A 13,453-nucleotide genomic window follows, 5' to 3' on the forward strand; every position below is an offset into this window, starting at 1 on the left:
TTTTGGACGTGGCGGCCATGCCCGCTCGTTTCCATGTGAGCCGTGTCACAAGAGGAACCTCATGATACAGCCTCTGGAAAAACCTTAAGAAACCGACACGAACGCACCATCAAGGATGCCCGTGATATAGTAAGATGGATTCAAATTTTAATAATTCAGTGACTTTCGTGGACAACAAAGGAACGCAATCATGAACCCGAACCAATTGTCACGCATCGTACTGCGTGGGTTCAAATCCATCCGAGAGTGTGATCTGGAACTCAAAGAGCTGAATGTGGTGATCGGCCCAAATGGAGCTGGTAAATCCAACTTTATTGGCTTTTTCCGTTTGATCCAGCAAATGCTGGAAGGCAGGCTCCAGCTATTTGTCAGCAGGCAGGGCGGCCCGGATGCACTGCTGCATTTTGGCCGGAAGAAGACTTCTATGCTGAGTGCGGAACTTTATTTCGGCAATAATGGCTATAAAATTACCCTGGAGCCAACCCAGGATAACCGCATGATGTTTGTCGAAGAAAATCTTTGGTGGAAGATGAACGGTGATAAAAGTTTTGGCTCAGGCCACTTTGAGTCCAATGCCGAATCTCACAGATCCGGGATGAACCAATGCACCATTCAAACTATGAAAAGCTGGCGTCTTTACCATTTTCATGACACCAGCGAAACTGCCCTGGTAAAACAGCGGCATGGTATCAATGACAACCTTTATCTGCGTCCGGATGCTCGTAATCTGGCAGCCTTCCTTTATCTGCTTAAAGAGCAGTATCCTTCAAGCTACAATCGAATTGTGAAGACTATTCGGCTGGTTGCCCCGTTTTTTGGGGATTTTATGCTTCGCCCCCAGCCGGACAGCAAAGACCAGATTGAACTGGAGTGGACTGAAAAAGGTGAAGATGTACCATTCAAAGCGCATCTGCTCTCCGATGGTACCCTGCGTTTCATCTGCCTGACTACGGTATTGATGCAGCCCGAAAAACTGCAACCGGAAACCATTCTGATTGATGAGCCGGAACTTGGTCTGCATCCTTTTGCCATTAATCTCCTCGCATCACTGATTCGTTCTACTTCCAAAAAACGACAGCTTATCGTTTCAACTCAGTCTGCCGATCTCCTGAATGAATTTTCATCTGAAAATGTCATCGTGGCGGATCGAAGGCAAGGGTACACCAACCTTCATCGACTTGACTCCAAAGCCCTGGAAAACTGGCTCAATGAATATTCATTGGCTGAACTTTGGAAGAAGAATGTTCTGGGTGGGAGGCCGACGAGATGATCCGTGTACATGTTTTCTGCGAAGGACAAACCGAAGATGTTTTTGTCCGTGAGGTTCTGGGGCCGCATTTTCAGCGTATGAATATATGGCTGAACTCGATCATTATTCGCACGGGGCCACAAGGCAAAGGCGGCCTGACTTCCTACGGTAAGGTTAAATGGCAGGTTGAGAACAAATGTAAGGAAGATGCGAACGCCTGGGTTACAACCTTGCTGGATTTTTATGGGCTTCCATCCGATTTTCCCGCAATGACTTTAAAGGGAGACTCGCTGACCAGAGCCAAAATTGTAGAGAGCGCTTTTCAGGCGGATATGGCACAGCCCAATTTTATTTCAAACATCCTTGTGCATGAATTTGAGGGATTGCTTTTTAGTGATCCAAGCGTTTTTGCCGAGTGGTTTGATGATGAGCACATTGTCCACAGCCTGACCCGTGTCCGTAATGATTTTGCTACCCCGGAACACATTAATGATGGTCGAACCACCGCACCTTCCAAGCGCATCCTGTCTGTTTGTGACACTTACGACAAAGTCGCTCACGGTTCCTTGATTGCACTGGATATCGGCCTGGAGACTATTCGTCGGGAGTGCCCGCTATTTGATGCCTGGATTAAACGACTTGAGGGGCTGAACTCTGGAGGTGCTGTATGAGGGTATTTGAACAGAAGCTGATCCCGGCTGAGAAAAGAAGGGTGGACTAAAAAATATTTACAACTTCCGCGGACAAAAAACTGTTTTTTGAAGAAGAGACCTACGCTATCTGTGGTGCTGTGTTTGAGGTTTATTGGGAAATGAGGTGCGCATTTCTGGAAGCTGTTTATCAGGAGTGTCTGGAATTGGAATTTGTATAGAGTCCTTTTCAAATCCATTGCAATCGGCTGTTGTGGAACCCTCCCTGTGCTGTGAAGAAGAAAGCTTCCCTTGATTTCTGTGCTTGTGACTATGGGGCGGAACAGATCTAAGGGCTATTTTTTTTTAGAAAGAGTCTATGCTTACAATTATTGCCATTGTTGTTTTCCTTGTGGAGATGCTGGCCATACTGATGGCTGTGCATGCTGTGATGTATGCAAGAAGCTCTCAGGGTGCCGTCGCCTGGATGATTGCCCTTATTACCTTCCCCTGGCTGACCCTGCCCCTGTATCTGATTTTTGGAAGAAACAAGTTTCAGGGTTATGTGGAGGCCCTGCGTCAGGGGCAGTTTGAAAAAGCTCCGGAAGTGTCTTTACAGAATGAAGTTCTGGAAAAATTCAGGGTCTTTCCCCGTGAGAATCAGGAAGAAACCTTCCGGGTCATGGAGAATCTGGCACAGACACCTTTTACGGATGGGAATCAGGCCCGGCTTCTAATCAATGGCAAAAATACCTTTGAGGCTATTTTTTCGGCGATTTCTGAGGCAGAAGATTATATTCTTCTGGAATTTTTTATTGTTCGCCATGACTCTCTGGGAAAAGAGCTGCAGGATCTTCTGATAAAAAAGGCAGGGCAGGGGGTAAGGGTTTATTTTCTTTATGATGAGATAGGCAGCCGCAAACTGAAATCAGCCTATGGCCGAAAGCTGAGGGAAGCAGGTGTGCAGTTCCGGCCTTTTTTTACACGCCGGGGGCTGTTTAATCGTTTTCAGCTCAATTTCCGTAATCACCGGAAAATTGTGGTGGTTGATGGTAAAAAAGCCTTTGTGGGCGGTCATAATATTGGAAAGAATTATTTGGGGAAAAGTCTGCGTTTCGGATGCTGGCGGGATACCCACATGGAACTTGAAGGGCCTGCGGTCATGGCCGTGCAAAGGGTGTTTGAGGGGGACTGGTACTGGGCCACCAGGGAACAGCTTTTCCTGAACTGGAAGCTGGAAAGAGCAGTCTCGCCGGGTATCCCCATGCTGGTTCTGCCCACGGACCCTGCCCATCATCTGGAGGCATGCTCCCTTCTTTTTGTCAATCTCATCCTCGCTGCAAAGAAAAGGGTCTGGATTGCAAGCCCTTATTTTGTTCCCAATGATGCGGTCATGCAGGCTTTGCAGATGGCTGCGCTGAGGGGGGTTGATGTGCGTATTCTTCTGCCTTCACGCTCGGACTTCTGGCTTGTGGATCTGGCGGGCTATGCCTGTATCCAGAAGCTTGCCATGGAAGGTATCCGGTTTTTTCGTTATCAGCCGGGTTTTTTGCATCAGAAGGTGATTCTGGTGGATGATCATCTGTCTGCCGTGGGAACTGCCAATGCGGATAATCGTTCTTTTCATCTGAATTTTGAAATTACACTGATTGCTGCGGATAAAAACATGGCGGCTCAGGTCTGCCGTATGCTGGAGAAGGATTTTGAGGTTTCTTTAGAGGTTGACGGAAGTGTTCTTCCCAGGCCAGAGTGGTTTTTTCGTTTTGCCGTGCGTTTTGCCAGTCTTTTTTCTCCTGTTCTGTAAAAAAATCATCAGGGTAGTATCCGGAGGGATAATTTTGATCTTCTGGCTGCTTCTGTGTTCAGGTATCTGTATCCCTATGGTTTCTGTCCCGATCTGCCTTGATTCGGAAAAAGGAGATCAGGGCAAAGGAAAGGCTGAACAGGATGATGAAATTTGCAGAAAAGAAAAAAAGAATGAAATAGCCGGGTTCTTCCAGCAGATAGGCCAGGCGCAGTACATGGACGCCAAAGAGGCTGAACCCAAGGGAAACAAGCATGAGAAAAGCGTAAAACAGCTGATAAGGGGAAGAAAAAAAACTTTTCATGGGGTGGTTTTTCCTTTTCTGTACGGAACTGCCGATCTGTTTTTTTTAAAATATGTCTAAAATGTTTGTGATTTTAAGGGTTGCAGATTTAAAAATCGTTGAATCTTATTGAAATTTTAAAGATCTGTAAATGAATTAACTGTGATGATTAACGAAGAAGGGAAGAAAGCCATGCAGGCAGGAGACAGCTTATGGTGTGAAAAGGTAAAAGAAGGTGCCGCACTCATGGGCCTGAATCTGGCCCCGGATCTGCTGGAAGGTATTGCCCTGCATGTCAGAAACCTGATTCTTTGGAATAAAAAGATCAATCTGACGGCCATTACAGATCCTCTGGAGGTGGCGGAAAAGCATGTGCTGGATTCCCTTGCCGTCATTTCCCATCTGCCTGCTGGTGGCAGGGTGCTGGATATGGGAAGCGGTGGGGGATTTCCCGGTATGGTCATTGCACTCATGCGGTCGGATCTGGATGTGCTGATGGTGGATAGCGTGCAGAAAAAAATGGTGTTTGTTCAGGATGTGATCCGCTCCCTGAAAATTACCAATGCCAGAGCCCTGCATACCCGTGTGGAATCTTTGGAAGAAAAAGATTTTTCATGCGTGGTTTCAAGGGCCTTTACTTCTCTGGAACGTTTTGTTTCCTTGGGCCTTCCCTTTCTGGGACCATCGGGAAGTATCATTGCCATGAAAGGTCCCGATGGAAGGGATGAAACAGCGGCGGCAGCCCCTTTGTTTCCTGAGCTTGTAATGGACTGCCGGACCTATGGCCTGCCCTTTGGCGGTGGGGAACGCTCCGTGGTGCTTATACGGCGGCGGGAGGCTATGCCTTCCTTGACAGCATCGGTCAAGATGGCTTAGATATTCCAGCCTTATATATAAGGTAGCATCAGAATATTACCGTGTCTGTGACACTTTACCCTTTGAATACTGGAGAGTATTTTCCCATGGATTATAAAAAAAGTCTGAATCTTCCGGTAACGGATTTCCCCATGAAGGCAGGTCTGACACAGCGGGAACCTGTGCAGCTTGCGGATTGGGAAAAAAATAAACTTTATGAAAAAATCCGTTCCGCCAGTGCGGGCCGCCCTAAGTTCATCCTGCACGACGGGCCTCCCTATGCCAATGGTAATATCCACATCGGCACGGCCCTGAACAAGATTCTGAAAGATATAATTGTTCGTTCCCGGCAGATGGCTGGCTTTGATGCGCCCTATGTACCGGGCTGGGACTGCCACGGTCTTCCCATTGAACACAATGTGGATAAAAAGCTTGGGAAGAAAAAGGAAGAGATGAGTACGGTAGAGATCCGTCAGCAGTGCCGGAGCTATGCTGAGAATTTTCTGAATGTTCAGCGCGAGGAGTTCAAAAGGCTGGGGGTGATGGGTGAATGGGACAATCCCTATCAGACCATGGCCTTTGCCTATGAAGCGGCCATTGCAAAGGCCTGCGGTCTTTTTGCCCTGAACGGAGGCCTGTATCGTGGGAAAAAACCCATCCACTGGTGCTGTAGTTGTCAGACCGCACTGGCTGAGGCGGAAATTGAGCACAAGGACGAGCGGTCCCCCTCCATTTTTGTGGCTTTCCCCCTGAAAAAGGATCTGGGCCTTGGCAAGCCTGTGGATATGCTGATCTGGACCACAACACCCTGGACCATCCCCGCCAACTTAGGTATCTGTCTGCATCCTGATTTTGTTTATACCGGTGTGGACATGGGTGATCGCATCCGCATTGTGGCCAAGGATATGGCCGAAGATCTCATGAAGAGTTTTGCTGTGGAAAGTTTCTCCCTTGCAGGGGAGTGGACGGGAAAAGAGCTTGAGAATCTTGAGTGTACTCACCCGTTTTATGATCGTATATCCCCTGTGATCATGGGAGAGCATGTAACCCTGGAAGCTGGAACAGGATGTGTGCATACGGCACCCGGCCATGGTGCCGATGACTATATTGTGGGCGGGCGTTATGGTCTCCCACCCTATTCCCCTGTGGAAGACAATGGCTGTTACACCGAAGAGGTGGGCGAAGATCTGGCGGGGGTTTTTGTCTTTAAAGCCAATGAAATGGTGATGGAAAAGCTTGCCTCAGCCGGGCATCTTGTCCATCGCATGGATATGGCGCACAGCTATCCCCATTGCTGGCGGTGTAAAAAACCTGTGATTTTCCGGGCCACGCCCCAGTGGTTCATCTCCATGGAAAACAATGAACTCAGGAAAAAAGCCTTAGAGGAAATTGACCGTGTAGAGTGGATTCCCAAATGGGGCCGGGAGCGGATTTTCGGAATGATTGCCAACAGGCCTGACTGGTGTGTTTCACGTCAGCGTTCCTGGGGTGTTCCCATCCCCATGTTCTATTGCGAGGACTGCGGCAGTCTGTTCATGAATAATGAGACTTTAGACCGGATTTATGAAACCTTCCTTGAAAAGGGAGCAGATGTCTGGTTTGAGCAGGAGGCTTCCCATTTCCTTGCGGGTGAAGCAAAATGCTGTGACTGCGGTTCTGCCCGTTTTGTAAAGGAAAGTGATATTCTGGATGTATGGTTTGATTCCGGTGTGAGCCATATGGCTGTTCTGGAGGAAAGAAAGGATGTGCTTTCCTGGCCTGCCGATCTTTACCTTGAGGGCAGTGATCAGCACAGGGGGTGGTTTCACAGCTCCCTTCTCACTTCCGTGGGTCTGAAGGACAAGGCCCCTTACCGTGCTGTGCTGACCCATGGCTTTGTGGTGGATGGAGAAGGCCGGAAGATGTCTAAATCCGTGGGCAATGTCATTGCTCCGGAAAAGGTTATCAAACAGCATGGTGCGGAAATTCTGCGTCTCTGGGTGGCTTCTTCCGATTACAAGGATGATGTGCGCATTTCAGATAATATTCTGCGCCAGCTTTCCGAAGCTTACCGCCGTATCCGAAACACCTGCCGTTTTCTCGTCAGCAATCTTTATGATTTTAATCCTTCGGTACACAGTGTGGCGGATAGCGATCTCACAGAACTGGACCGCTATGCCCTGCACAGGTTGGATCAGTTGGTGGGCCGGGTGGAAAAGGCCTACGGGAACTATGGTTTCCATACGATTTATCATGGTCTGCATAATTTCTGCACTCTGGATCTTTCGGCATTTTATCTGGATATTATCAAGGATCGGCTCTATACGGAAGCTGCATCAGGAAACCTGCGCCGCAGCGCCCAGACGGCGATGTTCCGCATTGTGGATGCCCTTGTTCGCATGATGGCACCCATTCTTCCTTTTACAGCAGAGGAAGTCTGGCCCCATATGCCCCTTTGGACGGATAAGGAAGAAAGTGTACACCTGGCAGCCATGCCCAAGGCTCAGGGCTTTAGCGATGAAAAACTGGTTTCCCGCTGGGAAGGTCTTTCCCGTGTTCGTTCCGAAGTGCTCAAGATGCTGGAACTGGCCCGCAGGGAAAAAACCATCGGACATCCCCTGGATGCCGAGGTGCTTCTGGCGGCCAGTGGTGAAACCGCTGAGCTGCTGGCGGGTTTTGACACTGCCTTGTTGAAAAATGTTTTCATCGTCAGTGCCGTGACCTTAAAGGACAGCTCCGAGGGTCTTGCGCCTGCAGCAGATTCTGAGGAGCTTTTCATCGGTGTTGTCCGGGCGGGCGGTGAAAAGTGCGTGCGCTGCTGGGTACGGGATGCCAGTGTGGGGCATTCTCCGGATCATCCCGAGATCTGTGATCGTTGCATGAAGGCTATGGAAACCATGGAAATGGTATAGTTTTTACCCTTGCTCCGGCAGGCAGTTAAAGGCGTTTTTATGGTTTATGAAAATTGCCATTGCTGTTGCCTTATTGCCGGGGCAATGCCCTTGCATCTGCATCAACCCTATGGCAGAAACAGGAGTTCCATGATTAATCAAAGAATCGTTTTTCTTCTCTGGGTAGCCAGTTTTGTGGTGCTCACAGATCAGGTGACCAAGCACCTTGTGCATACTGGCATGGTATATGGCAGTTCCATTCCTTTGATTCCCGGTCTTTTTGATCTGACCCATGTACACAATCCCGGTGGAGCCTTCGGTTTCCTTGCGGGGCAGAGTGAGCTGATCCGTAAGATAGTCTTTATTTTTGTCTCTGGCCTTGCCACCCTGATGATTCTCTATTTCTATCACAGAACACCCATGAATTTTCTGTGGCTGCGGACGGGTCTGGCTTTGATATTCGGCGGGGCTGTGGGAAACATGACCGACCGCATACGTTTTGGTTACGTGATAGATTTTTTTGATGTGTACTGGAAAACCTGGCACTGGCCGGCCTTTAATGTGGCGGATTCGGCTATATGCGTGGGTATGGGTATCTTTGTTTTCCATGTGCTGTTTAAAAAACTGCCAGAGGGTTTTTAGCATTGCCCGGCAATCAAAGGGAATCAATTTAAAGGCAGAATCCGGGGTGAAAATCCCTTTCAAGGGGTATTTACATGGTGGAAATTCGTTATACGGAGCTGTCTGAGGTTTTACGGCAGCAGGAGAAAGAGGGTTTTTCTCCTGTATTTCTGATACATGGTGAGTCCTTTCTCTGTGATAATGCCGTGGAAAAGCTTGCAGCTGCTCTTGGTTCCAGAGAAGCCTTTGAGGCTCTGGAAGGGGCACAGGTGAGGCTGCGGGATGCCCTGGAAGAGATCAGCACCTTTTCCCTTTTTGGCTCAGGCAAGGTTGTGGGATTGCTGGGGGCCCGTATTTTTGATTCCGGGAGTGAGGCCCAGGCACTGGCGGAAAAAGCCGAAAAAGCAGCCCAAAAGGGCAAAACGAAGCAGGCCATTCCTTTTTTTCTAAGATATCTGGCTTTGAAGGGCATGACTCTGGAATCCCTTGTATCCACGGGTGGAAAGAAAAAGAAGATTTCTGAAAAAGATGCATGGATGCAGCCTCTGGCAGAGACCTGCCTGCAAAAGGGTTTGAAAGTTCCTGATTCCATGGATGAAGGAGAACTCCTTTTAAAGGCCATTGAAAAGGGTTTTTCTGCAGGGCATCATTTGCTGATTACCGTGGATCAGGTGGACAGGCGCAGGGTGCTTTATAAAAAACTTGCCGCATCGGCCTGTGTGGTGGATTGCAGTGTGCCTTCGGGAAACCGGCGTCAGGACCGGGAAGCCAGGGACGAAATGATGCGGGAATGCCTTGTTGGGGTTCTTGGCAGGGCGGGTAAAACCATTGATCCCAGAGCTGCCAGCCGTCTTCTGGAGCTGACGGGTTTTGATCTGCGCATGCTTGTGGCCAACCTTGAAAAGCTGGCGGATTTTGCAGGGGATCGAAAGGGAATTACCCTTAAGGATGTGGAGGAAGTTCTTGTTCGTACCCGGCAGGATCCCATCTTCGTTTTTACGGGGGCCGTGGCGGACCGGAATGCCTCCGAAGCTCTTTTTTCCCTTGCCGGTCTCATTAAAGACGGTATGCATCCTTTACAGGCCCTTTCAGCACTGGTGAATCAGTTCAGAAAACTTGTGACGGCCATGGATTTTCTCATTTCTCCTGCGGGCAAAGGCTGGACCCGGCGCATGGCCTATGATGGTTTCACCCGTTTTGTTCTGCCCGCCCTTCTGGATCATGAGGCGGCCCTTAAAGCCATGCGTCAGGAATGGGACGATAGCGGTGAGGTGGCAGCCAAAGCAACGGATCTGGGAATTGCCGGGAACGGGAAAAATCCTTATCCCATTTATCAGACCCTTTTGCGGGCAGAGCGTTTTGAAAGGCGGGAGCTGGAGCAGGCCATGGCAATTCTTGCGGAAGCGGACCTGCGTATCAAGTCCGGCATGGATGCAACGAAGGTTCTTGAGTCTGCCATTCTGCGCATTGGTCTGGGTTCAGGGGTTGCATAAAACAAAGAGGCTGTATTGTCTGAAAGGTATTTTCATGCAAAAAACAAAAATTATCTGTACCATAGGCCCTGCCTGTTCCAGTGAGAATATTCTTGAAGACATGATACGGGCGGGTATGCGGGTGGCCCGGTTAAATTTTTCCCACGGCAGCCATGAAGACCATGGTCTCATGATACGGCGTATCCGTGCCATATCTAAAAAATTAGATATACCCGTAGCCATTCTTCAGGATCTCTGCGGTCCTAAAATCCGGGTGGGCAAACTGCCCCATGAGGGAGTCCGCCTTGTGGCGGGTTCTGAAATCAGGCTTTCAACCCTGGAGGATGCCGGAGAGGTTATTCCCGTGACCTATGAGGGGCTTGCCCGGGATGTGACCGTGGGAGATACCCTGCTTCTGGCCGATGGCATGATGGAACTGCTTGTGCTGGAAAAAGGGGCTGTGGAAATTGGCTGCCGCGTGGTGACAGGCGGTGTGCTGACATCGGGTAAGGGCATTAATCTTCCCTCAGGCACCCTGAAAATTCCGGCTCTGACGGAAAAGGACAGGCTGGATCTGGAGTTTGGTCTTGGCTGCGGTGTGGATTATGTGGCCCTTTCCTTTGTGCGCAGCGCTGAAGATATCCGGGAAGTGAAGACCATTGTGGCTGCTTTCGGGCAGGATACTCCTGTGATTGCCAAGATAGAAAAACATGAAGCCCTGGATAATATGGTGGAAATTCTGGCGGAAGCTGATGCCATTATGGTGGCCAGGGGCGATCTGGGGGTGGAAATTCCCCTGGAAAACGTGCCAGACATCCAGAAAGATCTGGTACGCATGGCCAATGCGGTCGGAAAACCTGTGATCATAGCCACGCAGATGATGAAATCCATGGTGGAAAGCCCAAGACCCACAAGGGCCGAGGCCAATGACGTGGCCAATGCCGTACTGGACGGTACCGATGCCCTCATGCTTTCGGAAGAAACGGCCATGGGCACATTTCCCGTGGAAGCTGTGCAGTATATGGCAAAGATAGCGGCCCGTGCGGAAAGGATTTTTCCCCATGAACGTTACCGGGAAAAGCCCGAGGACTCAGGTGTACCGGAGTCCGTAGCCAGAGCTTCGGCCATGCTGGCCGACGAGCTGGATGCCGCTGCTGTGGTGGCACCCACCCGCAGCGGGTTTACTGCTGCCCAGATTGCCCGGTTCAGGCCCCGATGTCCCATTCTGGCCTTAAGCCCTGAGGCAAAGGTTGTGCAGCGGCTCTGTCTCCACTGGGGTTGCATACCAAGGCTCTTTGAAGAGGAGCAGGATACTGACACCATGATTGAAAAGGCTGGCAATGCGGCTCTGGAAGCAGGACTGGCTAAGGCAGGTCAGTCTGTTATTCTTACGGCAGGGCATCCCATCTGGCAGAAGGGAACAACCAATATGGTGAAGGTGCGGGTGCTTTAGGCCACTTTCCCACAGGTAAAGAAGCTCTAGGAATCCGGCATTCAAGATCCATAGTAATTATTCAGCACATTTTACCCTGAGAGATTGTGTATTAATTTCAAAGCCGTGGTTCCAGCAAAAGACAATAGGGCTGTTTGTGAGTGACATTGCAATCGTTTCGGATTCCGGCACTCAAGCCATAACACCAAGGCCTGCTATGAAAATAATGGGCTTTTAAAAGCTTGAGTGCCGGAGTGCTAATAAGAAGCGGCAAACAGCCTGACCTTTGTATAGTCTGACAGCTATGGTTCTTTATTTTACCTGACTTCATCGGATCCAAGTTTACGGTTGAGCTGGCTGAAAAGTTCTTTTTGTTTTTCTTTCTGTTTTTTCTGGAAATTTTCAATTTCCATATTTTTTTTCTGTCTGCTATTCTTAAAAGACTCAATTTCTGCCTGTATGGCTTTTTCTTCCCGGTGCTTCGGCAGTGTCTCCAGAGCCTGCATATCCTCAATGAAATAACGGGATGTGCCTGCCTGATCAATACATTCAATAATTCCGGCCTTTTCCATCTGACGGATGAGAATCAGTATTTCTTCCGCTGACATTTTCAGAATGGAGGATATGTCGGTTATTGCCGGGGGGATACCATTTTTCTGGTGGGTACAGACGCGGATGGCAGCCACCAGAAGATGGGCTGTTTCATAGGGGCTTTTTCCGTGCATGGTTTTCCTTTCCGGCAATGGCCTTTGTTTATGGTTCTGGCGTATCTGGGGTATTGTCCTGCTGGCCTGATACAGGCTTCCTTGACATAAAATTCCATGAAGAGTATCAGTTCATGGACTTTTGTCAATCTGAGTATATTGTTAAAATGTGTTTTAATCTTTTAATTTCATATAGTTGATTTTTAAGGTCAGCAAGAGCAAGGAGAATATATCATGACGGAAATTATTGATGTTCGGGCCAGGGAAGTATTGGATTCCCGTGGGAATCCTACGGTGGAGGCGGATATCCTCCTGTCCGATGGAGCAGCAGGCCGGGCTGCCGTACCTTCAGGAGCTTCTACAGGGGTGCGTGAGGCTCTGGAGCTTCGGGATGCTGATGCTTCCCGCTATCTGGGTAAGGGGGTTCGTACGGCGGTGAACAATGTTATGGAACTGCTGGCCCCTGAAATTCTAGGCTATGATGCAACGGATCAGGTTGGACTGGACCGTGCCATGCTGGAGTGTGATGGAACGGAAAATAAATCACGCATGGGAGCCAATGCCATTTTAGCCCTTTCCATGGCTGCGGCCCGTGCCGGTGCCGATTCCCATGGTCAGCCTCTTTACCGTTATCTGGGCGGTATTGCAGCCAATACTCTGCCCACACCCATGATGAATATCATCAATGGTGGTGCCCATGCCAGCAACAGTCTTGATATTCAGGAATTCATGGTCATTCCCGTGGGGGCTTCCAATGTTACCGATGCCGTTCGCATGGGGGCAGAGATTTTCCACCATCTGAAAAGTCTTTTGAAAAAACAGGGTTTGAATACCGCTGTGGGCGATGAAGGCGGCTTTGCTCCGGATCTGGAGAGCAACGAGCAGGCCATTGCTTTAATTATGGAAGCTATTGAAGCGGCGGGTTATACCCCTGGCAAGGATGTGGCTCTGGCTCTGGATGTTGCAGCCAGTGAGTTTTATAAGGACGGTGCCTATCATCTGGAAGGAGAAGGTCGTGTTCTGTCTGCTGCAGAAATGATAGATTATTATGAAGATCTTCTGAACCGCTATCCCATCGTTTCCATTGAAGACGGCCTTGCGGAAGGGGACTGGGAAAACTGGGCTGTAATGACCCGTCGCCTTGGCGGTCGGGTGCAGCTGGTGGGGGATGATGTTTTTGTCACCAACCCGGCTATTCTGAAAAAAGGTATTGAAGATGGGATTGCCAATGCCATTCTGATCAAGCTCAATCAGATCGGTACGGTGAGTGAGACTCTGGAAGCCATTGCAATGGCAAAAAATGCAGGCTACGCTACGGTGATTTCCCACCGCTCAGGAGAGACGGAAGATACCTTCATTGCGGATCTGGCTGTGGGTGTTAATGCAGGCCAGATTAAGACAGGTTCCCTTTCCCGCAGCGATCGTGTTGCAAAATACAATCAGCTGATCCGTATTGAAGAAGAGCTGGGAGAGGCTGCTGTGTATGCAGGAAATCTTTTTCCTGCGGGTGAATAGTTTTGTGCCTTGATAAACA

General features: G+C 49.4%; 12 protein-coding genes. 10 read left to right on the plus strand and 2 right to left on the minus strand.

Annotated elements, in window-relative coordinates:
• The first annotated feature begins 190 nt into the window (after positions 1-190).
• The 4 genes from FIM25_RS10195 (at position 191) to cls (ending at position 3,682) form a co-directional block, all read left to right on the plus strand.
• Positions 191-1,270 carry an AAA family ATPase gene (locus tag FIM25_RS10195; protein WP_139448908.1) on the plus strand — a complete coding sequence of 360 codons (1,080 nt, stop codon included), beginning with the start codon at positions 191-193 and terminating at the stop codon, positions 1,268-1,270.
• Positions 1,267-1,920, plus strand: a complete 654-nt coding sequence (locus FIM25_RS10200; protein ID WP_139448910.1) for a DUF4276 family protein — start codon at positions 1,267-1,269, stop codon at positions 1,918-1,920. Before FIM25_RS10195 ends, FIM25_RS10200 begins: the two co-directional genes overlap by 4 nt.
• An 80-nt stretch (positions 1,921-2,000) precedes the next feature.
• Entirely contained in the window at positions 2,001-2,120 is a 120-nt protein-coding gene (locus FIM25_RS17685; protein ID WP_281279320.1) for a GxxExxY protein, read from the plus strand.
• A gap of 137 nt (positions 2,121-2,257) precedes the next feature.
• Positions 2,258-3,682, plus strand: coding sequence for a cardiolipin synthase (cls, locus tag FIM25_RS10210; RefSeq protein WP_139448912.1), 1,425 nt, complete (start codon positions 2,258-2,260; stop codon positions 3,680-3,682).
• A gap of 58 nt (positions 3,683-3,740) precedes the next feature.
• Here cls and FIM25_RS10215 read toward each other — a convergent pair whose 3' ends face one another.
• Positions 3,741-3,986 (minus strand): hypothetical protein, encoded by a 246-nt coding sequence (locus tag FIM25_RS10215; RefSeq protein ID WP_139448914.1) that lies wholly within the window; start codon positions 3,984-3,986, stop codon positions 3,741-3,743.
• Positions 3,987-4,130: 144 nt separating this feature from the next.
• Here FIM25_RS10215 and rsmG point away from each other — a divergent pair, with 144 nt between their 5' ends.
• From rsmG to pyk, 5 genes are all read left to right on the plus strand, one after another.
• Entirely contained in the window at positions 4,131-4,841 is a 711-nt protein-coding gene (gene rsmG / locus FIM25_RS10220; RefSeq protein WP_139448916.1) for a 16S rRNA (guanine(527)-N(7))-methyltransferase RsmG, read from the plus strand.
• Positions 4,842-4,927: 86 nt separating this feature from the next.
• Positions 4,928-7,711: an isoleucine--tRNA ligase gene (gene ileS / locus FIM25_RS10225; RefSeq protein WP_139448917.1), complete on the plus strand. Its 2,784-nt coding sequence runs from the start codon at positions 4,928-4,930 to the stop codon at positions 7,709-7,711.
• A 129-nt stretch (positions 7,712-7,840) separates the two neighbouring features.
• Positions 7,841-8,332, plus strand: a complete 492-nt coding sequence (lspA, locus tag FIM25_RS10230; protein WP_139448919.1) for a signal peptidase II — start codon at positions 7,841-7,843, stop codon at positions 8,330-8,332.
• Positions 8,333-8,406: 74 nt separating this feature from the next.
• A complete protein-coding gene (gene holA / locus FIM25_RS10235; RefSeq protein WP_139448921.1) occupies positions 8,407-9,804 on the plus strand; it encodes a DNA polymerase III subunit delta in 1,398 nt (465 codons plus the stop codon).
• 34 nt (positions 9,805-9,838) lie between these two features.
• Positions 9,839-11,236 (plus strand): pyruvate kinase, encoded by a 1,398-nt coding sequence (gene pyk, locus FIM25_RS10240; protein ID WP_139448923.1) that lies wholly within the window; start codon positions 9,839-9,841, stop codon positions 11,234-11,236.
• A gap of 296 nt (positions 11,237-11,532) precedes the next feature.
• On the opposite strand, the gene FIM25_RS10245 is transcribed toward pyk, so the two are convergent.
• The gene (locus FIM25_RS10245) at positions 11,533-11,940 is read right to left on the minus strand and encodes a hypothetical protein (protein WP_139448925.1); all 408 of its coding nucleotides are present in this window, start codon (positions 11,938-11,940) and stop codon (positions 11,533-11,535) included.
• A 213-nt stretch (positions 11,941-12,153) separates the two neighbouring features.
• Between FIM25_RS10245 and eno the strand changes: the two genes are divergently transcribed.
• Positions 12,154-13,434 (plus strand): phosphopyruvate hydratase, encoded by a 1,281-nt coding sequence (gene eno / locus FIM25_RS10250; RefSeq protein ID WP_139448927.1) that lies wholly within the window; start codon positions 12,154-12,156, stop codon positions 13,432-13,434.
• Positions 13,435-13,453 lie beyond the last annotated feature (19 nt).

Source organism: Desulfobotulus mexicanus (assembly GCF_006175995.1).
Classification (GTDB): Bacteria; Desulfobacterota; Desulfobacteria; order Desulfobacterales; family ASO4-4; genus Desulfobotulus; species Desulfobotulus mexicanus.